At 68.5% G+C, this 24067-nt stretch carries 24 protein-coding genes; 15 read left to right on the plus strand and 9 right to left on the minus strand.

Translation table 11 applies throughout. The features are described 5' to 3' along the window. Window positions 1–52: 52 nt before the first annotated feature. Both AC3B6A_RS07805 and AC3B6A_RS07810 read left to right on the plus strand, forming a co-directional pair. Window positions 53–424 carry a YkgJ family cysteine cluster protein gene (locus AC3B6A_RS07805; protein ID WP_488401788.1) on the plus strand — a complete coding sequence of 124 codons (372 nt, stop codon included), beginning with the start codon at window positions 53–55 and terminating at the stop codon, window positions 422–424. 77 nt (window positions 425–501) lie between these two features. Then, window positions 502–1062, plus strand: coding sequence for a nitroreductase family protein (locus AC3B6A_RS07810; protein WP_488401790.1), 561 nt, complete (start codon window positions 502–504; stop codon window positions 1060–1062). Here the strand turns inward: AC3B6A_RS07810 and AC3B6A_RS07815 are convergent. The 7 genes from AC3B6A_RS07815 to AC3B6A_RS07845 all read right to left on the minus strand — a co-directional run bounded on the left by AC3B6A_RS07815 (window position 1043) and on the right by AC3B6A_RS07845 (window position 5668). Then, on the minus strand, window positions 1043–1516 hold the full coding sequence (locus tag AC3B6A_RS07815; protein WP_488401791.1) for a hypothetical protein: 474 nt from the start codon (window positions 1514–1516) through the stop codon (window positions 1043–1045). The two genes, AC3B6A_RS07810 and AC3B6A_RS07815, sit on opposite strands and share 20 nt — an antisense overlap. Window positions 1517–1543: 27 nt before the next feature. Next, entirely contained in the window at window positions 1544–2878 is a 1335-nt protein-coding gene (locus tag AC3B6A_RS07820; RefSeq protein WP_488401793.1) for a sensor histidine kinase, read from the minus strand. 94 nt (window positions 2879–2972) lie between these two features. After that, a complete protein-coding gene (locus AC3B6A_RS07825) occupies window positions 2973–3410 on the minus strand; it encodes a Spy/CpxP family protein refolding chaperone (protein WP_488401795.1) in 438 nt (145 codons plus the stop codon). A gap of 137 nt (window positions 3411–3547) precedes the next feature. Then, window positions 3548–4225 (minus strand): response regulator transcription factor, encoded by a 678-nt coding sequence (locus AC3B6A_RS07830; protein WP_488401796.1) that lies wholly within the window; start codon window positions 4223–4225, stop codon window positions 3548–3550. A gap of 13 nt (window positions 4226–4238) precedes the next feature. Then, window positions 4239–4667 (minus strand): SH3 domain-containing protein, encoded by a 429-nt coding sequence (locus AC3B6A_RS07835; protein WP_488401798.1) that lies wholly within the window; start codon window positions 4665–4667, stop codon window positions 4239–4241. Between the two features lie 106 nt (window positions 4668–4773). Then, on the minus strand, window positions 4774–5073 hold the full coding sequence (locus tag AC3B6A_RS07840) for a YciI family protein (protein WP_488401800.1): 300 nt from the start codon (window positions 5071–5073) through the stop codon (window positions 4774–4776). A 1-nt stretch (window position 5074) separates the two neighbouring features. Beyond that, window positions 5075–5668 (minus strand): septation protein A, encoded by a 594-nt coding sequence (locus AC3B6A_RS07845; RefSeq protein ID WP_488401802.1) that lies wholly within the window; start codon window positions 5666–5668, stop codon window positions 5075–5077. Between the two features lie 194 nt (window positions 5669–5862). Here AC3B6A_RS07845 and AC3B6A_RS07850 point away from each other — a divergent pair, with 194 nt between their 5' ends. From AC3B6A_RS07850 to AC3B6A_RS07860, 3 genes are all read left to right on the plus strand, one after another. After that, window positions 5863–6738, plus strand: a complete 876-nt coding sequence (locus tag AC3B6A_RS07850) for a PHP domain-containing protein (protein WP_488401804.1) — start codon at window positions 5863–5865, stop codon at window positions 6736–6738. Beyond that, window positions 6735–7364, plus strand: a complete 630-nt coding sequence (locus AC3B6A_RS07855; protein ID WP_488401806.1) for an L-threonylcarbamoyladenylate synthase — start codon at window positions 6735–6737, stop codon at window positions 7362–7364. The genes AC3B6A_RS07850 and AC3B6A_RS07855 overlap by 4 nt, the downstream gene beginning before the upstream one ends. Before the next feature lie 83 nt (window positions 7365–7447). Continuing rightward, the gene (locus tag AC3B6A_RS07860) at window positions 7448–8662 is read left to right on the plus strand and encodes a tryptophan--tRNA ligase (protein ID WP_488401808.1); all 1215 of its coding nucleotides are present in this window, start codon (window positions 7448–7450) and stop codon (window positions 8660–8662) included. Between the two features lie 39 nt (window positions 8663–8701). Here the strand turns inward: AC3B6A_RS07860 and AC3B6A_RS07865 are convergent, their stop codons facing one another. Then, window positions 8702–9631: an IS110 family RNA-guided transposase gene (locus AC3B6A_RS07865; RefSeq protein WP_488398192.1), complete on the minus strand. Its 930-nt coding sequence runs from the start codon at window positions 9629–9631 to the stop codon at window positions 8702–8704. Window positions 9632–10445: 814 nt separating this feature from the next. Here AC3B6A_RS07865 and AC3B6A_RS07870 point away from each other — a divergent pair. The 7 genes from AC3B6A_RS07870 (at window position 10446) to AC3B6A_RS07900 (ending at window position 19712) form a co-directional block, all read left to right on the plus strand. Then, a complete protein-coding gene (locus tag AC3B6A_RS07870; RefSeq protein WP_488401809.1) occupies window positions 10446–11429 on the plus strand; it encodes a segregation and condensation protein A in 984 nt (327 codons plus the stop codon). An 83-nt stretch (window positions 11430–11512) separates the two neighbouring features. Continuing rightward, window positions 11513–12556, plus strand: a complete 1044-nt coding sequence (gene scpB, locus AC3B6A_RS07875) for an SMC-Scp complex subunit ScpB (RefSeq protein ID WP_488401810.1) — start codon at window positions 11513–11515, stop codon at window positions 12554–12556. 206 nt (window positions 12557–12762) lie between these two features. Further along, window positions 12763–15060, plus strand: coding sequence for a beta-glucosidase BglX (gene bglX, locus AC3B6A_RS07880; protein ID WP_488403542.1), 2298 nt, complete (start codon window positions 12763–12765; stop codon window positions 15058–15060). Between the two features lie 235 nt (window positions 15061–15295). Continuing rightward, on the plus strand, window positions 15296–15478 hold the full coding sequence (locus AC3B6A_RS07885) for a DUF1289 domain-containing protein (protein ID WP_488401811.1): 183 nt from the start codon (window positions 15296–15298) through the stop codon (window positions 15476–15478). Window positions 15479–15741: 263 nt separating this feature from the next. Then, window positions 15742–17568, plus strand: a complete 1827-nt coding sequence (edd, locus tag AC3B6A_RS07890) for a phosphogluconate dehydratase (RefSeq protein ID WP_488401812.1) — start codon at window positions 15742–15744, stop codon at window positions 17566–17568. 102 nt (window positions 17569–17670) lie between these two features. Continuing rightward, window positions 17671–18660 carry a glucokinase gene (locus AC3B6A_RS07895; protein ID WP_488401813.1) on the plus strand — a complete coding sequence of 330 codons (990 nt, stop codon included), beginning with the start codon at window positions 17671–17673 and terminating at the stop codon, window positions 18658–18660. Window positions 18661–18875: 215 nt separating this feature from the next. Further along, entirely contained in the window at window positions 18876–19712 is an 837-nt protein-coding gene (locus AC3B6A_RS07900; RefSeq protein WP_488401815.1) for an aldose epimerase family protein, read from the plus strand. 207 nt (window positions 19713–19919) lie between these two features. Here AC3B6A_RS07900 and AC3B6A_RS07905 read toward each other — a convergent pair whose 3' ends face one another. After that, entirely contained in the window at window positions 19920–20777 is an 858-nt protein-coding gene (locus AC3B6A_RS07905; protein ID WP_488401816.1) for a MurR/RpiR family transcriptional regulator, read from the minus strand. A gap of 186 nt (window positions 20778–20963) precedes the next feature. Here AC3B6A_RS07905 and zwf point away from each other — a divergent pair, with 186 nt between their 5' ends. Genes zwf through AC3B6A_RS07920 form a run of 3 tightly spaced genes read left to right on the plus strand, consistent with a single transcriptional unit; the run spans window position 20964 to window position 23809 of the window. Beyond that, window positions 20964–22433 (plus strand): glucose-6-phosphate dehydrogenase, encoded by a 1470-nt coding sequence (gene zwf, locus AC3B6A_RS07910; protein ID WP_488401818.1) that lies wholly within the window; start codon window positions 20964–20966, stop codon window positions 22431–22433. Continuing rightward, entirely contained in the window at window positions 22420–23136 is a 717-nt protein-coding gene (gene pgl / locus AC3B6A_RS07915; RefSeq protein WP_488401820.1) for a 6-phosphogluconolactonase, read from the plus strand. Before zwf ends, pgl begins: the two co-directional genes overlap by 14 nt. Before the next feature lie 19 nt (window positions 23137–23155). Then, window positions 23156–23809, plus strand: coding sequence for a bifunctional 4-hydroxy-2-oxoglutarate aldolase/2-dehydro-3-deoxy-phosphogluconate aldolase (locus AC3B6A_RS07920; RefSeq protein ID WP_488401822.1), 654 nt, complete (start codon window positions 23156–23158; stop codon window positions 23807–23809). The last annotated feature ends 258 nt before the right edge of the window (window positions 23810–24067 follow it).

The following is a 24067-nucleotide window of genomic DNA, read 5'->3' on the forward strand; positions in this document are numbered from 1 at the left end:
AATCTGCCTTCGCCCGCCGGCGCTCGCCGGTTTCTCTGGTGCATCCGCATCCATGTCCAACAACAATCCGTGTCTGAATTGTGGCGCCTGTTGCGCGCATTTCCGTGTGTCCTTCTATTTCGGCGAGTGCCGCTCTTCCGGAGGTGTAGTGCCGGATGAGCAGGTCGTCCAGGTCAGCCCGCACAGGGTCGCCATGCGCGGCACCGACGTCCGCCCGGTGCGCTGCGTCGGCCTGCTCGGCGAGGTCGGCTGCGGCGTGCGCTGCACGATGTACGAGCAGCGCTCCTCGACCTGCCGGGAGTTCGAGGCGTCCTGGGTCGATGGCCAGCACAACCCCAACTGCGATGCGGCCCGCGCCGCCTATGGCCTGCCGCCGCTGACGCCGCCGGTGATGCCGACCCTGTCGCCGGACCGGGTGGCCTGACGGCACCGCCGGCGCTGGGCAAATGCGAAGTCTTTGCGTCTACAATGGCGGCTTTCGAGTCTGTCTGGAGGTAGCCCATGGAGGCTCTCGACGCGTTGCACAACCGTGTGTCCCACGCCCGCCTGGGGGAGCCGGCGCCGTCCGCCGAGCAGCTGGACGGCCTGTTCCGCGCCGCCCTGCGCGCGCCGGATCACGGCCAACTGCGGCCCTGGCGGTTCCTGACGGTGGAAGGGGAGGCGCGCAAGGCGCTGGGTGAGCTGTTCGCCCGCGCGTTGCAGGCGGAGCAGCCCGACGCCCGCCCCGAGGTGCTGGACAAGGCCCGTGCCATGCCGCTGCGCGCGCCGACGCTGGTCGTCGCCGTGGCGTGCCTGCAGGAACATCCCAAGGTGCCGGAGAGCGAGCAGTGGCTGGCCGCCGGCTGCGCCGCCCACGGCATCGTCCAGGCCGCCTATGCGCAGGGGCTGGGGGCGATGTGGCGGACCGGCGCCATGGCGCTCGATCCGCGGGTGCGCGAGGGGCTCGGGCTGGCGGCCAACGAGCGCATCGTCGGCTTCATCTACCTGGGCACGCCGGTTGGCGAGCTGCGCCGCCCGGCGCCGCTCGATCCGGCGGCCTTCGTCAGCGCCTGGCGGGGCTGAGCGGCAACTCCAGGCGAATCTTCCAGCGCTCGCCGTGGGCGCGCCAGAACAGGCGCCCGCCCTGCCAGGCGGCGAGGCGCTGGGCCGGGCGCAGGGCGTCTGGCAGCCAGGCCCGCGCCTGCGGGTCCTGGCCTTGCAGATCCACTCCCAGGTGTCCGCGTGCCGAGCTGAGCGCCAGTCCCAGCGCGGCGTCCGGCTGTCGTTGTAGCGCGGCCTGCAACAACGTATCCAGTGCGGTGCGCAGGGCTTCGGGCCAGCTTTCCAGCGGCCAGGTGCCCGACTGCGGCAGGTCCAGGCGCAGGCCGGGCCAGCGCTCGCGCCATTGCGCGGCCAGGCGCGCCAGTTCCACCGCCAGCACCAGGCTTTGCGGATCGTCCGGCGGCGCGCCGAATGGCCGGGCGGCGGGTGGCACCGGGGCTCGCGGGAACGGCGTGACCAGGGCGGGAAGGCTCATGCGGGGTCTCCGGAAACGGGGCGTCGCTCAACCGGCCCGCCGCTGCAGCGGCAGGTCGATGCTGGCCAGGAAGCCGCCCTCGGGATGGTTGCCGAGGCGCAGTCGGCCGCCGTGGCGCTCGATGGCGCGGCGGGCGATGGCCAGGCCCAGGCCGTGGCCGGGGCTGCTCTGGTTGGGCGCGCGGAAGAAGGGTTCGCCGAGTTGCGCCAGGTGCTCTTCGCTGGCGCCGGGGCCGTGGTCGCGCACGCTGATGTGCAGGCGCTCGTCGTCGGCCCGGGCGCGCACTTCCAGCGGCTGCTCCGGCGGATTGAAGCGCAGGGCGTTGCGCAGCAGGTTGTCGAGGGCGCGTTCGAGCATGTCCGGCCAGCCGTCGAGGGCGAGTTCCGGGGCGACGTCCAGCTCGATCCGCTGCTCCGGGTCGAGCAGCTGGGCGTCGTTGCGCAGGCGTTCGAGCAGCGGCAGCAGCTCGATCCGGCTGGCGGGGCCGGGGTCGGCGTCGAGGCGGGCGAGGGCGAGGATTTCGCCGATCAGCGCTTCCAGGCGATCGCACTCCTGCTCCAGGCGCGGCCACATGGCGGCGCGCTGCGCGGGGTCGGCCCGTTCGGCCAGGGCCAGGGCGATGCGCAGCCGCGCGAGCGGTGAGCGCAGCTCGTGGGATACGTCGCGCAGCAGCTGGCGCTGGCTGCTGATCAGGGTCTGCAGGCGCGCGCCCATGCGGTTGAAGTCGCGGGCCAGCACGCCCAGCTCGTCGCCGCGGCGTGACAGGCGCGCCAGGCTGTCCTGCTGGTAGGCGGTCTGGCCGAGGTCGTGCACGGCGCGGCGCAGGCGGTTCAGCGGGCGGGTGATGGAGAGCGTCAGCAGCAGGCTGAACACGGTCAGCACCACCAGGGCGATGCCCAGCGCGCTGAGCGGCCAGAGCAGGCTGCCGCGGTGCCAGGCCTGCAGCGCCGGGTGGGGAATTCGGTAGATGAACAGGTAGGTCTCGTCGGTGCGCGGGCTGGTGTATTCCTGGCTCAGCTGGCGCCAGGGGAAGCGTGGCAGGTTTTCCCGGTCGAAGGCGCCCCGTGGCCGGGGCGGGCGCGGCAGGTAGGTGCCGTTGACCAGGCGCTGGCCGCTTTCGTCAAGCACCTGCACCGAGAGTTCGTACTGCTGCCGGCGGCTTTCCAGCAGCTGTTGCGCGGCCTCCGGGCCCTTGGTTTCGTAGAGCTGGGTCCATTGCCTGGCGATGTCGTGCAGCCCGGGATAGCGGGCGATGACCCAGGTGTCCTGGTTCAGCGCGCGGCCCAGCAGGATCGACAGTCCGGCCACCAGCAGCAGGGCGAGCCAGAAGGCGGCGAGGATCCGCCAGAAGAGTGAACGCATGGTCTTCCTGTTCAGCCGCATGGGGTGTCCGTGTCGGTGCGCCGCTTACGGCAGGACGCCGGGAGAACCCCGGCGCCTGCCTGTCAGCGGATGATCAGTTGGTCTTGGCGCCGTCCTTCTGGGCCTTCGCCCATTCGGCCTTGCGCTGTTCGCGCTGCTGCTTGAGTTCGTCGAACTTCTTCTGCTGCTCGGGCGTCAGGACGCCGCGGATGCCGGCTTCGGACTTGTCGCGGTTGGCCTTGAGCTCTTCCTGCATGGCCTTGCGGTCGGCTTCGGGCAGCTTGTTCCAGTATTTGTCGGTGATCTCGTGGCGATTCTTCATGGAGTCGCCCATCAGCTTGTGGATCTGCTGGCGCTGCTCCTGGGTCAGGTTCAGTTCGCGGAGCATGCCGCGGTGCCCGCCGTGCATCATGCCGCCATGGTCTCTCATCATCGGCGCCGGCGACGCAGCGTCGGTCGGCGCGGGAGTGGCCGCCAGTGCGACGGTCGGCAGGGCAGCGGCGATCAGCAGGGCGGTCAGGGTCTTGCGCATGGTGTTTCTCCTTTCAGGGACCGGTCGTTACCGGATGAGCCCAGTCTAGGGTCGGCAAGGTCAAGGGCGGTCAGTCGCGGGTAAAGCTTCGGTAAAGATTGCGTGAGGCGCTGCGGCACGCTTCACGCAGGCCCGCGTCAGGTCGCGTAGAAGTAGCCGCGGCCGCGCAGGGCGAGGATGCGCGGGCGGCCGTCGGGGTGGCCGCCGAGCTTCTTGCGCAGGTTGCTGACGTGCATGTCGAGGCTGCGGTCGTAGAGGGTCAGCTTGCGGCCCAGCGCCAGTTGCGCCAGGGCCTGCTTGTCCAGCGGCTCGCCCGGCTGGCGCAGCAGGGCTTCGAGGATGCGGCTTTCGGAGAGGGTCAGGCTGATTTCCTGCGCGCCGATGGTCGCCACGCCGCGCGTGAGGTTCAGCGCCAGGTCGCCCAGCTCCAGCAGTGCGCTGGGTTGCGCCGGGTGGCTGCGGCGCAGCACGGCGCGCAGGCGGGCGGTGAGCTCGCGCGGGTCGCAGGGCTTGGCCAGGTAGTCGTCGGCGCCCAGTTCCAGGCCGAGGATGCGGTCCAGCGGCTCGCCACGGGCGGAGAGCATCAGCACCGGCAGGTCCGGGTGCTCGCCGCGCAGTTGCTTGAGCAGCTCCAGCCCGCTGCCGTCGGGCAGCATCACGTCGAGCACCACCGCGTCCGGGGCGCGGCTGGCCAGCGCGGCGCGGGCCTGCGCGCCATCGTGGGCGGCGCGGATGCTGAAGCCTTCCTGGGCCAGCCAGGTGCTGAGCAGCTCGCAGAGCTCGCGGTCGTCGTCGATCAGCAGCAGTTCACTCATGAAGACGGTTCTTTCAGTTGATCCATTCGCGACGTTGCCGGCGGCGGCTGCCGCGGCTCAGCGCGCCGAGGACGAAGGCCAGCAGGGCGGTGCCGGCGCCACTGAGGTACCAGACCTGCAGGTCGCTCAGCAGGCGCGGCGGCGGCTGCAACCGGGTTTCGCGCAGTTGCAGCTTCAGCCGTTGGTTTTCCTGGCGCAGGCGGCTGATGACGGCTTCGTCCTGGCTGTTGTCCTGGTCTGCGGCCTGGGCGGCCAGCCGGGCGGTCAGCGCCTCGCGTTGCTGCTCGCTTTCGGCCAGGCGGCGCTCAAGGTCGCCATGAGCCGCGGAACTGGCTGCGTCGTTGACTTCGACAGCGGCGGCCGGCGGCTGTTCCGGGGCGGGGTCTTCGGCCTGGGCGGCCAGCGGCAGGGCGAGGCAGGCAAGCAGGGGCAGACGGTGCATCGGGAGTCCTTGTTCGATGACGGACTGCCGTCCACGGCCATCCCGGCGGTGTCCGGCTGCGATTCCCCGCGGGCTTCCCTGCCGCGGGGCTGCAAGGGGAGCGGGGTTACGGCAGCACTTTCTTGAACGGCTTGACCACGACTTCGGCATAGACGCCGGCGGCGCGGTAGGGGTCGGCGTCGGCCCAGGCTTGCGCTGCGGCCAGGGACTCGAACTCGGCGACGATCAGGCTGCCGGTGAAGCCGGCGGCGCCCGGGTCGTTGCTGTCGATCGCCGGGTGCGGGCCGGCCAGTACCAGGCGGCCTTCTTCCTTCAGCTGTTCGAGGCGGGCGAGGTGTGCCGGACGGGCAGCCAGGCGGCGTTCTTGGGAGGCGGTGATGTCACGGGCAATGATCGCGTAGAGCATGTCAGTCCTTGGGTTTTTCGCCGGTTGGTTCGTCGTGCATGTGGCGGGCCAGGAACACGCCCTGGCCGATCAGGAACAGCAGGGTCATGCCCAGGCTGCCGAACACCTTGAAGTCCACCCAGATGCTCTGGAAGGTGAAGGCGACGAACAGCTGGACACAGCCGCAGAACAGGAAGAACAGCACCCAGGCGATGTTCAGCTTCGCCCACAGGGATTCGGAAAGGTGTACCGCGTGGCCCATGATCCGCTGGATCAGCGGGCGGTCGCCGATGAAGTGGCTGCCGGCGAAGGCCAGGGCGAACAGCCAGTTGACCACCGGCGCCTTCCACTTGAGGAAGGTCTCGCTGTGGAAGGCCAGGGTCATGCCGCCGAACAGCAGGCAGGCGGCGAGGGTCACCCACTGGCCCTTGTCGAGCTTGCGCTGCTTGATCAGCAGGGTGCCGTAGACCACCACGGAGGCGGCGATCAGCATGGCGGTGGCGCTGTAGATATTGCCGACCGAGAAGCTCTGGCCGGCGAATTCGACGCTGCGCGGGGCGACCTTGTAGACGATGAAGAACAGGATGAGGGGGATGAAATCGATGAATTGCTTCATTACGGCAGCCAGAGCCTGGTAGAGCCGGCATAATACCAACCTGCCGGTGAACTGAAAGCCTCATCCGCCCAACGCTGTGCCATGTCACGATTTCAGCCGATTGCCGGGGGAGCGCCGGCACAGAGCGTCTATACAGACAGAGCGTCTATACAGAAGTTATCCGCCTTTTCCCCAGCCTGACCCGGGAAGCACCCATGCGAGTCGACCTGCACTGCCACAGCACCGCATCCGATGGACTGCTGAGCCCCTCGGCCGTGGTGGCCCGCGCCTTCGAGCGCGGCGTGCGCGTGCTGGCGCTGACCGACCACGACACCCTCGACGGCCTTCCCGAGGCCCGCGAAGCCGCGCGCCGGCTGGGCATGGAACTGGTCGACGGGGTCGAGCTGTCCTGCACCTGGGGTGGCGCCACCATCCACGTGCTGGGCTATGGCTTCGATCCCCGCGCCGAGTCGCTGCTCAAGGCGCTGGACGACCTGCACCGTGCCCGCTGGACCCGCGCCGAGGAGATCGGCCGGCGCCTGGAGGCCAAGGGCATGCCGGGCGCCTTCGAAGGCGCGCGGGCGGTGCAGCGCGAGCTGGGCGACAGCGAGAACGCCCCGGCGCGTCCGCACTTCGCCGAGTTCCTGCTGCGCCAGGGCTACGCCAAGGACCGCGCCGAAGCCTTCCGCAAGTGGCTGGGCGCGGGCAAGCTGGGCGACGTCAAGCAGCACTGGCCGGCCCTCGCCGAGGCGGTCGGGACGCTGCGCGCCGCCGGTGCCTGGATCAGCCTGGCGCACCCCTACCAGTACGATTTCACGCGGACCAAGCGGCGCAAGCTGCTCGGCGACTTCATCGCCGCCGGCGGCCATGCCATCGAGGTGGTCAACGGCCCGCAGCCGGCGGAACAGGTCGGCGTACTGAGCATCCTCGCCCGCGAGTTCGGCCTGCTGGTCAGCGCCGGCAGCGATTTCCACGGCCCCAGCGACTGGTCCGAGCTGGGCCTGTACCGCGCGGTGCCGGACGACCTTCCGCCGCTCTGGCCGCGCCTGGCCAATACGGACATTACCCTCGGGACCCAGGAGACTTCATGAGTCAGTTCTTTCAGGTTCATCCGGAAAACCCCCAGCCGCGCCTGATCAAGCAGGCGGTGGAGATCGTCCGGCAGGGCGGCGTGATCGCCTATCCCACCGACTCCTCCTACGCGCTGGGCTGCCGGATCGGCGAGAAGTCGGCGGTGGAGCGCATCCGCCGCCTGCGCCGGCTGGACGACAAGCACAACTTCACCCTGGTCTGCCGCGACCTCTCCGAGCTGGGGCTCTACGCCAAGGTCGACACCGGCCTGTTCCGCCTGCTCAAGGCGCACACGCCGGGGCCCTACACCTTCATCCTCAACGCCACCCGCGAAGTGCCGCGCATGCTGCTGCACCCCAAGCGCCGCACCATCGGCCTGCGCGTGCCGGGCTGCCCGATCGCCCTGGCGCTGCTGGAGGAGCTGGGCGAGCCGCTGATGAGCGTCAGCCTGATCCTGCCGGGGCAGACCGAGCCGCTGAACGATCCCTACGAGATGCGCGACCTGCTGGAGCATCAGGTGGACCTGATCATCGACGGCGGCTACGGCGGCGGCGAGGCGTCCACGGTGATCGCCCTGACCGAGGAGGACCCGGTGGTGGTGCGCGTCGGCTGCGGCGACCCGGAGCCGTTCATGGTCAGCGCCTGAGCGTGCAGGCCCAACGCGCAACGGATCGTGACGGGTCCGGAGCCTATACTGCGCACTTCGTCCGTCCTCCGCGAGGTTGATCCTTGGCCAACGTCGATTCCCAGCGCCGCGTGCTGTCCGGCATGCGTCCCACCGGGCGCCTGCACCTGGGGCATTACCACGGCGTGCTGCAGAACTGGGTGAAGCTGCAGCACGAATACGAGTGTTTCTTCTCCATCGTCGACTGGCACGCCCTGACCACCGAGTACGACGAGACCGCCGGCATCCGCCAGCACGTGCGCGACATGGCCATCGACTGGCTGGCGGTGGGCGTCAGCCCCAGCGCGGCGACCCTGTTCATCCAGTCCCAGGTGCCCGAGCACGCCGAACTGCACCTGCTGCTGTCGATGATCTGCCCGCTGTCCTGGCTGGAGCGGGTGCCGACCTACAAGGAGCTGCAGGAAAAGCTCAGCCACAAGGATCTCTCCACCTACGGCTTCCTCGGCTATCCGCTGCTGCAGGCGGCGGACATCCTGATCTATCGCGCCGGCTGGGTGCCGGTGGGCTCCGACCAGTTCGCCCATGTCGAGTTCAGCCGCGAGATCGCCCGCCGCTTCAACCACCTGTACGGCGGCGAGGAGGACTTCGAGGAGCGGGTGCAGACCGCCATCGGCCGCCTCGGCAAGAAGACCGGCAAGCTCTACTCCAGCCTGCGCCGCACCTGGCAGGAGCAGGGCGACGGCGAGGCGCTGGAAACCGCGCGGGCGCTGCTCAAGGAGCAGCAGAGCCTGACCCTGGGCGACCGCGAGCGGCTGTTCGGCTACCTCGAAGGCAGTAGCCGGCTGCTGCTGCCCGAACCGCAGACCCTGGTCAGCCACGCGCCGAAGATGCCGGGGCTGGACGGCCAGAAGATGTCCAAGTCCCACGGCAACACCGTCGCCCTGCGCGACAGCCCGGCGGAGGTGGAGGAAAAGATTTCGCGGATGCCCACCGACCCCGCGCGGGTGCACCGCAACGACCCCGGCGAGCCCGAGCGCTGCCCGGTGTGGCAGTGGCACCTGATCTATTCCGACGACGGCTGCCGGCAGTGGGTGCAGGAGGGCTGCCGCAGCGCCGGCATCGGCTGCCTGGACTGCAAGCGGCCGCTGATCGAGGCGATCCAGCAGGAACTGGCGCCGATCCAGGAACGCGCGCTGGACTACGAGGACAACCCGGAGCTGGTGCGCGGCATCCTCGCCGAGGGCGCCGAGCACGCCCGCGAGGCCGCCCGCGAGACCCTGGTGGAGGTGCGCCACGCCATGGGCCTGTCCTACCGCTGAGCGCCGCGCTGGCGGCTCCCGCGTAGGAGCAACTGTCTTTTACTCGAAGTCAGTTCTCCAGCAAGTGCCGTCCCGGACCATCGCATTGAGCCGTACGATCAGAACTCGCATGCAGGCCACCAACGCGACTTTGGCGCATCGGCCGTTTTCGCGTAGGCCGTGATAACGAAGAGCGAAGCTCTTCTGGTAACGAATGACCGACCAGGTTGCCATGTAGAGGATGCGTCGAATCATGCCGCGCCCTCCGCGGATACGGCGTTGCCCCGACTTCTGGCCGCTGTCGCTGTTGTAAGGGGCCAAGCCGACCAGGGCGGCGATCTGGCGACGGTTGAGTTGTCCCAGTTCTGGCAGGTAAGCCAGTAATCCTGCGACGGTTACCGGGCCTACACCCTTGACCTGACTGAGTTGCTGGACCTGCTCGGAGTCCACCGCAGCCATGGCCTCGGCGATTTGCTCGTCATAGCTGCAAATTCTGGCCTTCAAGGCCTTGATGGCGTCCTCCAGGCATTGGCGGACAAAGGGGTCGTTGGCCTGTTGCAGGCGCCGGCGCTCATCATCGCGCTGCCCAACCAGTTGCTCGCGACGTTGCACCAGCTCTCGCAGCCGCTGGCGCTCCGGCGAAAGAACCGTACTGGGGGCTTCCTCCAGCGTTTGGGCCAGATGCGCCAGGACGGCCGCATCGATGGGGTCGGTCTTGGCCAACTTGCCCATGGCGGTAGCAAACGCCCGAACCCGTGTGGGATTCAAGCGAGAGACTGCGTGGCCGGCTCGGGACAAGGCATGCAGGACGCCTCGCTCATATCCACCGGTAGCCTCCAGCACAATGCGGCCGGGCTTCTCCTCGGCGAAGAGCGTCACTAACTGCTGATGTCCCGCTTCGTCATTGGAAACGCTCAAGCTCCTGCCCTGTGGGCGGAACCATACGGCCAGTGAGTCCTTGGCAACATCGATACCGATCCAACACGTCATGCTTCAACCCTCGTAAACTGCATGGCGAGAGCGCTCTGACTGCCCACGCTTGTGGTTCGAGGTTGTGCTCGTTCAACTGTTCGGGCTTTGGTCAGAGGACGGCGGGAGGCAGCTTGGGCTCCTACTCGTGCTACTAACACTGCGGACCTGCAGCTTGCTTCCCGCCGCTCTCACCTTCGATCCTATCGAAGTCAGCAGACACAAGCGGACCTTGTCCGCGAAGGCCCACCTGCGCACCCGTGCTGCCGGATGAACACCTGTAGGAGCGAGCTTGCTCGCGAACCGCGGCTGATCGCGGACGAAGGCTGGGCGCCCCCGGTCTCTCCTGGAAAAGCCGCGTACTCCATAGGAGCGGACTCCGTCCGCGATGCTTTTTTGAGATTGGCGTCCTGCGCCGCTTCGGCGCGTGCTGGGATATTTGGTTTCGCCCCGTCGGGCGACCTACTTTGTCAAACGCCACAAAGTAGGCAAAGGTCTGTGCCCCTGCATCCGGTTTTTCGCCTAGGCGAAAAATTCCCTCGCTCCATCGAAGTTTCAGGGGCCCGCGTTGACGGGCCATCCCTGGCCCGACAACGCTCTCGCGGCATCCATGCCGCTCGACCCCTGAAACTCCGATTCCACTCGGCCTCCTGAAGGGGCGCTGCGGTGCGCTTGGGGATTTCTCTGGAAGTCTTCAAGAGCCAAAGCCCACAGCCCAAAACACCACACGCTCGGGATCTGCTCCTACGAAGGGCGCTCTTCCTAAATACCACCCAAGGCCGGCAAAAGCAGGGATAATGCCCGTTGTATCCCCCACGAGCCTGACGAGTGGCCGATGAGTGACCTGAGCGAGCCGGACGATCCTTCCAGCGCCACCGAATACCGCGTCCCGGTGCAGCTGGCGCTGGTCTACGGCGAGGCCCTGACCGAGCTGCCGCAGGATCTGTACATCCCGCCGGACGCCCTGGAAGTCTTCCTCGAAGCCTTCGAGGGCCCGCTCGACCTGCTGCTCTACCTGATCCGCAAGCAGAACATCAACATCCTCGACATCCCCGTGGCGGAAATCACCCGCCAGTACATGGGCTACGTCGAGCTGATGAAGTCGGTGCGCCTGGAGCTGGCCGCCGAGTACCTGGTGATGGCCGCTATGCTCGCCGAGATCAAGTCGCGCATGCTGCTGCCGCGCTCGACCGAGGCCGAGGACGAAGAGGAAGACCCGCGCGCCGAACTGATCCGCCGCCTGCAGGAGTACGAACGCTTCAAGAAGGCCGCCGAGGACCTCGACGAGCTGCCGCGCCTGGGCCGCGACTACGTGGTGCCCACCGTCGCCGCGCCGGATGCGCGGGCGCGCCGGCTGCTGCCGGAGGTCGACATGCAGGAGCTGATGCTGTGCATGGCCGAAGTGCTGCGCCGCGCCGACCTGTTCGAAAGCCACCAGGTCACCCGCGAGATGCTCTCCACCCGCGAGCGCATGACGGAAATCCTCGAACGCCTGAAGGGCGAGGGCTTCGTGCCCTTCATCAGCCTGTTCCGCGTCGAGGAAGGCAAGCTCGGCGTGGTGGTGACCTTCATGGCGGTGCTGGAGCTGGTCAAGGAACAACTGGTGGAGCTGGTGCAGAACGCCGCCTTCGCGCCGATCCACGTCCGCGCCCGCAGCGAGGTGCAGGAAGGCGCCGCCGCGCCGGCCACCGAGGTGCTGGAAGAGGGCGAGGAGGGCGTCTACGAGCCCCGCGAGGAGCCGCCGGCCGAGCCGACCTTCGAGGACGGCCACTTCGACGGCCCGGAAGACAGCGCCGAGCCGGACGAAGAGCCGCTCTGAGCCGCCGGCGTTGCCCTGGCGCCGCGCATTGAGTAGCTTTCCCGGCTAACCCGCGAAACCGTTCAACCTGACCCGAGCCCCCGATGAATCTGTCCGACCCGCAAGAACTGGCGACCCTGCTCGAAGGCATCCTCCTGGCTGCCGGCAAGCCGCTGTCGCTGGAGCGCCTCGGCGAGCTGTTCGAGGAGGCCGAGCGCCCGGAGCCGCAGCAGTTCCGCGATGCGCTGGCGGTGCTGGCACTGTCCTGCGCCGGCCGGGCCTATGAACTGAAGGAAGTCGCCACCGGCTACCGCCTGCAGGTGCGCGAGAAGTACGCCCCCTGGGTCGGCCGCCTGTGGGAGGAACGCCCGCAGCGCTATTCCCGCGCGCTGCTGGAGACCCTGGCGCTGATCGCCTACCGCCAGCCGATCACCCGCGGCGAGATCGAGGAAATCCGTGGCGTGGCGGTGAACACCCAGATCGTCAAGACGCTGATGGAGCGCGAGTGGATCCGCATCGTCGGCTACCGCGAGGTGCCGGGCCGCCCGGCGATGCTCGCCACCACCCGCACCTTCCTCGACTACTTCAACCTGAAGAGCCTGGAAGAGCTGCCACCGCTGGCCGAGCTGAAGCTGATGGAGCCCGAGCCGCAGCCGATCCTCGAGGACATGGCGCCCACGGCCAGCCTGCCGGGCCCCGAGGAGTACGACGAGGATTACATCCCGCCGTCGCTGCAGGCGCTGGCCGACCAGGCCCTGCGCGATGCCGGCGAGGAACCGGAGCCCGCGCCGCCGGAAGAGAAACCGGAGGAAACCAGCTTCCGCAGCCTGCTCGCCGAGCTGGACGAGATGGAGCAGGGCCTGAAGACCGACTTCGACGACCTCATCGACCTGCCGCCCACGGAGGGCGAGGACAGCGGCGTGGATGCCGATTTCAGCGGCGTCTTCGGCCTGCCCGAGGTCCAGCCGGAAGACTCGGCGGAGGAGCCAGCCGAAGCCGATGCGACGGCCGAAGCCGAGCCGCAGCCCGAGCCCGCCGCCGCGACGCCGGCCGCCGCGGCGGCGGATGAGGAGTGGGACGAGGAACGCGCGCTGGCCGAGGCCATGCGCGAGGAAATGGAGTCCATCGCGCGCGATCGCGAGCGCTGATGGTCCGGTCGCTGCGGCATACGGTCGTCCGGTGATTGACTTCCGTCCGTCGCGAGACGACCTTATGTGCCGCGTCGAGGCGCGCCGGCGGCGAAATCCGGGGAATCGCCGGAAAAACGGCGCATGACCGGTATCGATCTTCCAACCTTCTGCAGCGGACTGGCGCCCGACGCCGGCCGCTGAGTGCCTATATGAAAACAACTCCAATCAGCCGTATCTGCTGGCTCGGCCTCCTGCTGGGCCTGGACAGCACTTTGCTCTTTGCCGCCCAGGCGCCTGCCGCCGTTCCCGCCGCGCCGCTGCCCGGCCAGTCGAAGGACGCCTTCATCGACAGCCTGATGCAGCGCATGACGCAGGAAGAGAAGATCGGCCAGCTGCGCCTGGTCAGCGTCGGTCCCGACCACCCCAAGCCGGTGCTGCTCAACGAGATCGCCGCCGGCACCACCGGCGCGGTGTTCAACACCGTGGTGCGTCCGGGCATCCGCGACCTGCAGGACGCGGCGATGAAAAGCCGCCTGAAGATTCCGCTGTTCTTCGCCTATGACGTGGTCCACGGCCATCGCACCGTGTTCCCCATCGGCCTGGGCCTGGCCGCCAGCTGGGACCTCGACGCCATCGAGCGCAGCGCCCGCGTCTCGGCCATCGAGGCCAGCGCCGACGGCCTCAACCTGACCTACTCGCCCACCGTCGACATCGCCCGCGACCCGCGCTGGGGCCGGGTCTCCGAAGGCTTCGGCGAGGACGCCTGGCTGACCAGCAAGGTCGCCGCCGCGGTGGTCAAGGGCTACCAGGGCAAGGGCCTGGACCAGCCGGACACCATCATGGCCGGGGTCAAGCACTTCGCCCTGTACGGCGCCGGCGAAGGCGGCCGCGACTACAACACCGTGGACATGAGCCCGCAGCGCATGTTCCAGGACTACCTGCCGCCGTACCGCGCCGCCATCGATGCCGGCGCCGGCGCGGTGATGGTCTCGCTGAACAGCATCAACGGCGTGCCCGCCACCGCCAACAAGTGGCTGCTGCAGGACCTGCTGCGCGGCCAGTGGGGCTACCGGGGCCTGACCCTGAGCGACCACGGCGCGGTGCTGGAACTGATCAAGCACGGCGTCGCCGCCAACGAGCGCGACGCCACCGGCCTTGCGATCAAGGCCGGCGTCGAGATGAACATGAACGACGATCTCTACGGCAAGCACATGCCCGAGCTGCTGAAATCCGGCGAGATCACCCAGGCCGACATCGACCGCGCCTGCCGCGACGTGCTGGCGGCCAAGTGGGACATGGGCCTGTTCAAGGACCCGTACCGCTACCTGGAGGGCGCCGACCCGGTGGATACCGACGCCGAGGATCGCCTGCACCGCGCCGATGCCCGCGAGATTGCGCGCAAGGGCATGGTCTTGCTGAAGAACCAGAACGGCGTGCTGCCGCTCAAGCGCGACGGCGTGATCGCCCTGGTCGGCCCGCTGGCCGACAGCAAGCGTGACGTGATGGGCAGCTGGTCCGCCGCCGGCAAGGCCTTCCAGGCGGTGACCGTGCTCCAGGGCATGGGTGCGGCGACCCGTGGCAAGGCCGCGCTGCTCTATGCCAAGGGCGCCAACGTCACCGACGACGAGGAGATCATCAAGTACCTCAACGAGTACAACGAGGACGTCAGCGTCGACTCCCGCACCCCGGAGGCGATGATCGAGGACGCCGTGGCCAAGGCGAAGCAGGCCGACGTGGTGGTCGCCGTGGTCGGCGAGGCCCAGGGCATGGCCCACGAGGCGTCGAGCAAGACCAACCTGCGCATCGCGCAGAGCCAGGTCGAGCTGCTCAAGGCCCTCAAGGCCACCGGCAAGCCGCTGGTGCTGGTGCTGATGAACGGACGCCCGCTGGACCTGCGCTGGGAAAGCGCGAACGCCGACGCCATCCTGGAAACCTGGTTCAGCGGCACCGAGGGCGGCAACGCCATCGCCGACGTGTTGTTCGGCGACTACAACCCGGCGGGCAAGCTGAGCATGACCTTCCCGCGCTCGGTGGGCCAGGTGCCGATCTACTACAACCACCTGAACACCGGCCGCCCGTTCGACCACGAGCACCCGAACAAATACACCTCGCGCTACTTCGACTCGCAGAACGGCCCGCTGTACCCCTTCGGCTTCGGCCTGAGCTACACCGACTTCAGCGTCTCGGACGTGAAGATGTCGGCGCCGAAACTGAAGAAGGGCGACCAGCTGACCGCCAGCGTCACCGTGAAGAACACCGGCAAGGTCGCCGGCGAGACCGTAGTGCAGCTCTACCTGCGCGACGTCGCCGCCTCCATCAGCCGCCCGGTGAAGGAGCTCAAGGGCTTCAGCAAGATCATGCTGCAGCCGGGCGAGTCGAAGCTGGTGCAGTTCCCGATCCGCGAGGAAGACCTGCGCTTCTACGACAGCAACCTGCGCTACGCCTCGGAGCCGGGCGAGTTCAAGGTCTACGTCGGCCTGGATTCGGAGAGCGTGAAGGAGCAGAGCTTCACGCTGCTCTGAGCCGCTTCCGCGGGCTCCCCGCCGGAACGAAAACGCCACGGCTCGTCGAGCCGTGGCGTTTTTCTTTGTGGTTGGCGCATTCGGCCGCTTCCCGCCCGGCTGGCGGCATAAGGGGCTGCGGCGTTCGATTGGCGGGGTCGATGGCGGCGATGGGAAATCCGCGTTGGACCGGCGGGGCCCGGCGGGTGTCCAGTGGGCGGGCCCACTGATGTTCACCCGGTCAGAGAGGAAATCCGTGAAGAGTCCCTGCATCAAGGTCTGCGAATTCGAAGAGGGTATCTGCCTGGGCTGCGGCCGCAGCCGTGAGGAAATCAAGGCGTGGAAGCAGGCGGACCACCTCGGCCAGCAGGCGATCCTCGCTGAGGCCGACATGCGCCTGCTGGTGCTGGAGGCGCAGGGCAGGCGGCGCTACGACTGAGCGGCGCGACGGCGCTCGCTCCTCGTAGGAGCGAGCTTGCTCGCGAACCCCCGCGCGCAGGTCCCGGCGCCAGCGCGCACGACGAAGGTTCCGACCGATGCGGCCTGATTCGCTGGTCGTCAGGCGTATAGTCATGGAAGTCGTCTCTTTTCTTCTGTTGTGGTAAAAAACACTAAATTTACCCTTCGAAGAAAAGCGGATGCCCGGTATTCGAAGATAATGTTGTAAAAACAACAACTGATAGTCTGTAGGAGAATGCTGCCATGCACCCCCGCGTGCTCGAAGTCACCCAGCGCATCCAGGCTCGCAGCGCGGCCACGCGTCAGCGCTACCTCGACCTGGTCAAGGCAGCCGCCACCAAGGGCCCGCACCGCGGCACGCTGCCCTGCGGCAACCTCGCCCACGGCGTCGCGGCCTGCGGCGAGTCGGACAAACAGGCGCTGCGGCTGATGAACCAGGCCAACGTCGCCATCGTCTCCGCCTACAACGACATGCTCTCCGCGCACCAGCCGCTGGAGCGCTTCCCGGAACTGATCAAGGACGCCCTGCGGCAGATCGGCTCGGTCGGCCAGTTCGCCGGCGGCGTGCCGGCCATGTGCGACGGCGTCACCCAGGGCGAACCGGGGATGGAACTGTCCCTGGCCAGCCGCGACGTGATCGCCATGGGCACCGCCATCGCGCTGTCGCACAACATGTTCGACGCCGCGCTGTGCCTGGGCGTGTGCGACAAGATCGTCCCCGGCCTGCTGATCGGCTCGCTGCGCTTCGGCCACCTGCCGGTGGTGTTCGTCCCCGCCGGCCCCATGCCCACCGGCATTTCCAACAAGGAGAAGGCCGCGGTGCGCCAGCTGTTCGCCGAGGGCAAGGCCACCCGCGAGGAGTTGCTGGCCTCGGAGATGGCCTCCTACCACGCGCCGGGCACCTGCACCTTCTACGGCACCGCCAACACCAACCAGTTGCTGGTGGAGGTCATGGGCCTGCACCTGCCGGGCGCCTCCTTCGTCAACCCGAACACCCCGCTGCGCGACGAGCTGACCCGCGAAGCCGCGCGCCAGGCCGCGCGCCTGACGCCGGAGAACGGCCAGTTCGTGCCGATGGCGGAGATCGTCGACGAGAAGGCGCTGGTCAACTCGGTGGTGGCGCTGCTGGCCACCGGCGGCTCGACCAACCACACCCTGCACCTGCTGGCCATCGCCCAGGCCGCCGGCATCCAGCTGACCTGGCAGGACATGGCCGACCTCTCCGAGGTGGTGCCGACCCTGGCGCGCATCTACCCGAACGGCCAGGCCGACATCAACCACTTCCAGGCGGCGGGCGGCATGTCCTTCCTGATCCGCCAGCTGCTCGACGGCGGCCTGCTCCACGAAGACGTGCAGACCGTGGTCGGCAAGGGCCTGCGCCGCTACCTGCAGGAGCCGTTCCTCGACGGCGGCAAGCTGGTCTGGCGCGAAGGCCCGGCGGCGAGCCTGGACGAGAACATCCTGCGCCCGCTGGACCGCCCGTTCTCGCCGGAGGGCGGCCTGCGCCTGATGGAAGGCAACCTTGGCCGCGGCGTGATGAAGGTTTCCGCCGTGGCGGCGGAGCACCAGATCGTCGAGGCGCCGGTGCGCATCTTCCACGACCAGGCCAGCCTGGCCGCCGCCTTCAAGGCCGGCGAGCTGGAGCGCGACCTGGTCGCCGTGGTGCGCTTCCAGGGCCCGCGCGCCAACGGCATGCCGGAGCTGCACAAGCTCACGCCGTTCCTCGGCGTGCTGCAGGACCGCGGCTTCAAGGTCGCGCTGGTCACCGACGGGCGCATGTCCGGCGCCTCCGGCAAGGTCCCGGCGGCCATCCATGTATCCCCGGAAGCGCTCAACGGCGGCCCGCTGGCCAAGCTGCGCGACGGCGACGTGGTGCGCGTCGACGGCAGCACCGGCGAGCTGCGCGTGCTGGTGGAGGCGGCGGAATGGGAAGCCCGTCCGCTGGTCGAGACGCCGGCCATCGACAACCTCGGCATGGGCCGCGAGCTGTTCGCCTTTATGCGCAATGCCTTCAGCCCGGCGGAGCAGGGCGCCTGCAGCTTCACCGCCGAGCTCAACGGCCTGCGCTGAAGCGCGCTCCGATGGGGCCTCCCGCTCGCCACGCGGGAGGCCCCGGGTCGATGTCCTATGCTGGCATGAGTCCTTTTCCTCAACTTCCAGGCCGAGTTCGCCATGAATTCCAGCAACGCCCAGAACGCTTTCGCCCTGGTCGGTGATATCGGTGGCACCAACGCCCGCTTCGCCCTGTGGCGCGGCGACGTCCTCGAATCCATCCAGGTCCTGGCCTGCGCCGACTACCCGCGCCCGGAAGACGCCGTGCGCGCCTACCTGCAGCGCGTCGGCCAGCCGCTGTCGGCCATCCACAACGTCTGCCTGGCCTGTGCCGGGCCGGTCGGCGCCGGCGACTTCAAGTTCACCAACAACCACTGGGTGATCCGCCGCGACGCCTTCCGCGCCGAGCTGGGCTTGCGCCACCTGCTGCTGGTCAACGACTTCAGCACCATGGCCTGGGCGGCCTCGCGGCTGTCGGACGAGCAACTGGTGCAGGTGCGCCCCGGCACCGCGCTGGAAGGCCGCGCGAAACTGATCATCGGCCCCGGCACCGGCCTGGGCGTCGGCAGCCTGATGCCGTTGCCCGGCGGCGGCTGGGACGTGCTGCCCTGCGAGGGCGGCCACGTCGACCTGCCGGTGACCTCCGAGCGCGACTTCGCCCTCTGGCAGCTGCTGCGCGAGAAGTACGGCCACGTCTCGGCCGAGCGCGTGCTCTCCGGCAGCGGCCTGGAGAACCTCTACCGCCTGAGCTGCCAGCTCGATGGCGTCGAGCCGCAGTGCGCCAGCGCCGCGCAGATCGGCGAACTCGCCCTGGCCGGCGATGCCTACGCCGACGCGGTGCTCGAGCACTTCTTCCTGTGGCTGGCGCGGGTCGCCGGCAATGCGGTGCTGACGGTGGGCGCGCTGGGTGGCGTGTACATCACCGGCGGCATCGTTCCGCGCTTCCTCGAACGCTTCCAGCGCAGCGGTTTCGCCGCGGCCTTCTCCGCGCGCGGCAAGACCAGCGGGCCGTACCTGGAGCAGGTGCCGGTGTGGGTGATGACAGCGCAACATCCCGGCCTGTTCGGCGCCGGTGTTGCCCTGGAGCAGTCCCTGCGGGGCGGAGCCTGAGCCGGGCGGGAAGCGCCTGGCGTATCCGCCGGACGCCCCAGCCCGCCCTGGCGGCCGGCGGGGCGGCGTTGCGCTGGCGCTTTCGTTGGCGCGGGCGCTGCGCGTGACTAGGCTTTGCGGGTAGAATCGGCGCTTTTTCAGCGAATGTAGTGAAACTACAGACCTCTTTACGCCCCGGAGTGTCCGGGCAGGGATTGGATCAGGACATCCGGATAATGCTCGAGCACCCGCTGCAGCGCTTCTTTCATTCCATGCGGGGCAAGCGCCCCTTCGACTGGGTGCGCTTCCAGCGTCGCGACCTGCTGCTGATCGACCATCCGCAGTGCCAGGCGGTGTTCAGCCGCCAGGGCGCGCAACTGCTGCACTTCCAGCCGCGCGGCGCGCGCCCGCTGCTGTGGTGCTCCAGCCAGTGGCCGAGCCTGAGCACGGCGCCGATCCGTGGCGGCATCCCGGTCTGCTGGCCCTGGTTCGGCAGCCATCCGGTGGAGCCCGACTGGCCCCAGCACGGCTGGGCGCGCCAGCGCGAGTGGCGGATGCTCGACGCCTGGGCGGACGACAGCAAGGTGGTGGTCAGCTGGCAACTGGACGTCGAGGACTGGCATGTGCGCCTGGAAGCGCGGCTGGGCCAGGACCTGGACATCGAACTCTCCAGCTACCACGAGGATGACAGCGACTGCCTGTTCAGCTTCGCCCTGCAGCCTTACTGGCGCGTGGGTTCGCTGCGCCGCTCGGTGGTCCACGGGATGGAGCTGGACGGCAAGGCCAGCGGCCTGCCCAACACCTGGGCGCCGCGCGGGGCGGTCAAGCAGGTGCTCTACAACACCGGTTCGCTGGTGCTGGAAGACGCCGGCTGGCAGCGCCGCCTGCGCATCGACAAGAACGCCGGCGCCGGCAGCGTCATCTGGCACCCCGGCAGCCGCGCGGTGGAGCAGGTGGCGGCGGCCGACGCGGAGCGCTTCCTGTGCATCGGCGCCGCCGGCTACCGCGCCGGCGGGCTGATCCTGGCGCAGGGCGAGCGGATGCTGCTGAACCTGCGGGCGGGGCTGGTCTGATCGACCACACGCAGGGCGCGCAACCGTTCGCGGTTGTACGCCGATACGCCCGGCTTCGTCGCAGCCCAAGGCCAGGGGCCTGTAGGAGCGAGCTTGCTCGCGAACCTCTCGGCTCCGTAGTGCCCGGTGAATCCGTTCGCGAGCAAGCTCGCTCCTACGAAAAGCAACGCCGCGCGCCGATCTGATCTTGTGGGCGCGGCGCTTTCCTCAACCTTCCTCGTCGAGCTGGTAGCGCGTCGGCACCAGGCTTTCCTTGATCCGCCGCAGGTGCGGCTGGAAGTCCGTGCCGCGGCGCAGGGTCACGCCGGTGGCGAGCACGTCGAGCACGGTGAGCTGGATGATCCGCGAGGTCATCGGCATGTAGATGTCGGTGTCCTCGGGCAGCGGGATGTCCAGGCTCAGGGTGCTGGCGCGGGCCAGCGGCGAGTCGGCGGCGGTCAGGCCGAGCACCGAGGCGCCGTTCTGCCGTGCCAGGTGCGCCACCTCCACCAGCTCGCGGGTGCGCCCGGTGTAGGAAATCACCACGAACAGGTCGCCCGTGTGCGCCACCGAGGCGATCATCCGCTGCATCAGCACGTCGCTGTGGGCCGACACCGCGAGGTTGAAGCGGAAGAACTTGTGCTGCGCATCCAGCGCCACCGAGCTTGAGGCGCCGAGGCCGAAGAAGTGGATCTGCCGGGCCTGGATCAGCAGGTCCACGGCGCGGTCGATCAGCTTCGGGTCGAGCAGCCTGTAGGCGCTATCCAGCGAGGCGATGGTGCTGCTGAAGATCTTCCGGGTGTAGGCCTCGGGGCCGTCGTCGGCGGCCACCGCCTGGGTCACGAAGGCTGCGCCGCTGGCCAGGCTCTGGGCCAACTGAATCTTCAGCTCCGGATAGCCGCTCATGCCGAAGGAACGGCAGAAGCGATTCACCGTCGGCTCGCTGACGCTGGAGGCCTGGGCCAGCGCGGCGATGCTGAAGCGCGTGGCCTGCTGCGGATCGCGCAGGATCACTTCGGCGACCTTGCGCTCGGCCTTGTTCAGCTGTTCCAGACGGCTCTGGATCTGCTCCAGCAGGTTTTTCATCCGTGCTCCTTGGGCAATCGACGGTTGGCCGGGTGGGGGCGGCCAGCGGCGCTATCCTAACGTCAGGCCGGCAGGCGACCAACCACGGCGCGAGGTGGTAAAAATATGTTGTTTAATTACTACATATTTGTCTTAATGCCGGTGTAGAAGGCTAACTATCGTTCAAAATTTGGTTGGTAACAACAAATGCCTGATGTCCGCGTTCTGCCCTGTACCCTGGCGCTGTTCGGCGCGCTGGGCGATCTCGCCCTGCGCAAACTGCTGCCGGCGCTGTACCAGCTCGACCGCGAGAGCCTGCTGCACGGCGATACCCGCATTCTCACCCTGGCCCGTGACGATGGCGCCACCGAGGCCCCGCTGGTCACCATCGAGCGCCGCCTGCGTCAGGCGGTGCCGGCGAAGGAGTGGGACGAAGCGGTATGGCAGCGCTTCCAGGCGCGCCTGCAGCACCTGAGCATGGATTTCCTCGATGCCGGCGCCTACCCGGCGCTGGCCGCGCAGGTGGGCGACGCGCAGTCCCTGGTCGCCTACTTCGCCACCGCCGCCTCGGTGTTCGGCGGCATCTGCGAGAACCTCGCGGCCGTCGGCCTCGCCGAGCGCACCCGGGTGGTGCTGGAAAAGCCCATCGGCCACGACCTGCAATCGTCCCGCGTGGTGAACGACGCGGTGGCGCGTTTCTTCCCGGAAAACCGCATCTACCGGATCGACCACTACCTGGGCAAGGAGACGGTGCAGAACCTCATCGCGCTGCGCTTCGCCAACAGCCTGTTCGAGACCCAGTGGAACCAGAACCACATCTCCCACGTGGAGATCAGCGTGGCCGAGAAGGTCGGCATCGAAGGCCGCTGGGGCTACTTCGACAAGGCCGGCCAGCTGCGCGACATGGTGCAGAACCACCTGCTGCAGCTGCTCTGCCTGATCGCCATGGACCCGCCGGCGGACCTCACCGCCGACAGCATCCGCGACGAGAAGGTGAAGGTGCTGCGCGCCCTCGAACCCATCGCCCCGGAACAGCTGGCCACCCGCGTGGTGCGTGGGCAGTACACCGCCGGTTTCATCGACGGCAAGGCGGTGCCCGGCTACCTCGCCGAGGAGAACGCCAACCCCAACAGCGACGCCGAGACCTTCGTCGCGATGCGCGTGGACATTCGCAACTGGCGCTGGTCCGGCGTGCCGTTCTACCTGCGCACCGGCAAGCGCATGCCGCAGAAGCTGTCGCAGATCGTCATCCACTTCAAGGAGCCGCCGCACTACATCTTCGCCCCGGAGCAGCGCTCGCTGATCAGCAACCGCCTGATCATCCGCCTGCAGCCGGACGAGGGCATCTCCCTGCAGGTGATGACCAAGGACCAGGGCCTGGGCAAGGGCATGCACCTGCGCACCGGCCCGCTGCAACTGAATTTCTCCGAGACCTTCCAGACCGCCCGCACGCCGGACGCCTACGAGCGGCTGCTGCTGGAGGTCATGCAAGGCAACCAGTACCTGTTCGTGCGCAAGGACGAGGTGGAGTTCGCCTGGAAATGGTGCGACCACCTGATCGCCGGCTGGGGCCGCCTGGGCGAGGAGCCCAAGCCGTACCCGGCGGGCAGCTGGGGACCGCAGGCGGCTGTCGCCCTGATTGCGCGCGACGGGAGGGATTGGTATGGCGATCTGTGAACCGAAACTGGCTGAAGGCATGGCCTGGAAAACCTGGAACAACGCCGCCGAGCAGGCTCGCGGCCTGGCTAACGTCGTAGCCGACGCGCTGCGCGAGGCATTGATCGAACGTGGCCGGGCGCTGCTGGTGGTGTCCGGCGGGCGCAGCCCGGTGGCCTTCCTCGAAGCCTTGAGCGGCGCGCTGCTGGACTGGTCGAAGGTCTCCGTCAGCCTGGCCGACGAGCGCTGGGTGCCCGAATCGCATCCGGACAGCAACGCCGCCCTGCTGCGCCGCCACCTGCTCAGGGGAGCGGCGGCCAAGGCGCATTTCATCGGCCTGTACCAGCCGGCGAACGACCTGGAAGAGGCGGCGGCCAAGGCCGACCGTTTCCTCCACGAGCTGGCGCTGCCCATCGACGTGCTGGTGCTCGGCATGGGCGACGACGGCCATACCGCCTCGCTGTTCCCCGGCAGCCCCGGCCTGGCCGAGGCGCTGGACCCGGCCGGCACGCGCCGCTGCCTGCCGATGTGGGCGCCGGCCGTGCCGCGCCAGCGCCTGACCCTGAGCCGCGCCGTGCTGCAAGGCGCGCGCGTGCAACTGCTCGCCATCCAGGGCGAGGCCAAGCTGGCCACCCTGAGCGCGGCGCTCAGCGACAACGATGAGCAACGCGCGCCGGTGAGCGCGTTCCTGCGTTCCCCCCTGTCGATCCACTGGTGCCCTTGAGGCACGGAGTTACCGCAACATGACCAGCCCCGAACAACACATCCAGCAGATCGATGCCCTCGCGCAGCGCGCGCGCATCCTGCCGGTCATCACCATCGACCGCGAGTCGGACATCCTGCCGATGGCCGATGCGCTCGCCGCCGGCGGGATCACCGTTCTGGAGGTCACATTGCGTACCGCACTGGGCCTGACCGCCATCCGCAAGCTCGCCGCCGAGCGCCCCGAACTCTGCGTGGGCGCGGGGACCGTCCTCGATCCGCTGACCTTCCGCCAGGCGGAGGAGGCGGGGGCTCGCTTCATCGTGACGCCGGGCTGCACCGACGAATTGCTGGAGCACGCCGCGAAGCGCCCCGTGCCGCTGCTGCCGGGCGTGGCCACCGCGTCGGAGATCATGACGGCGTACCGTCATGGCCTGCGCCGCTTCAAGCTGTTCCCGGCCAAGGTGTGCGGCGGCGTGGAGGCGCTCAAGGCGTTCGGCGGGCCGTTCCCCGAGGTGCGTTTCTGCCCGACCGGCGGTGTCGGTCCGGACAACCTGAATGACTACTACCGGTTGCCCAACGTGATGTGCGTGGGCGGCAGCTGGATGCTGCCCAAGGCCGCCGTCGACAGCGGCGACTGGGCCACGGTCGAACGCCTGAGCCGCGAGGCGCTGGCGTTGCTGGATACACACTGAGCTGTCCCGGTTTGGACGTGCCCGGCCTTTGTGCCGGGCTTTTTTATGGACGGCTGGTTGTGCTCGCGAGCGGGTTTGTGGAGGGCTTTGCACGAGCAGGCCGGCGCCGCGCGGCTCTTCGTAGGAGCGAGCTTGCTCGCGAACCTGCGTGACGCCGACCTTGCCGGCCGATCGCGAACAAGGGCTTGGTGCCCCGTCTCTCCTGCGGTGGGGTATATCGTTTTTGTAGGAGCGGATCTTATCCGCGATGCTTTTGTT

This window comes from Pseudomonas sp. B12(2026) (assembly GCF_057767015.1).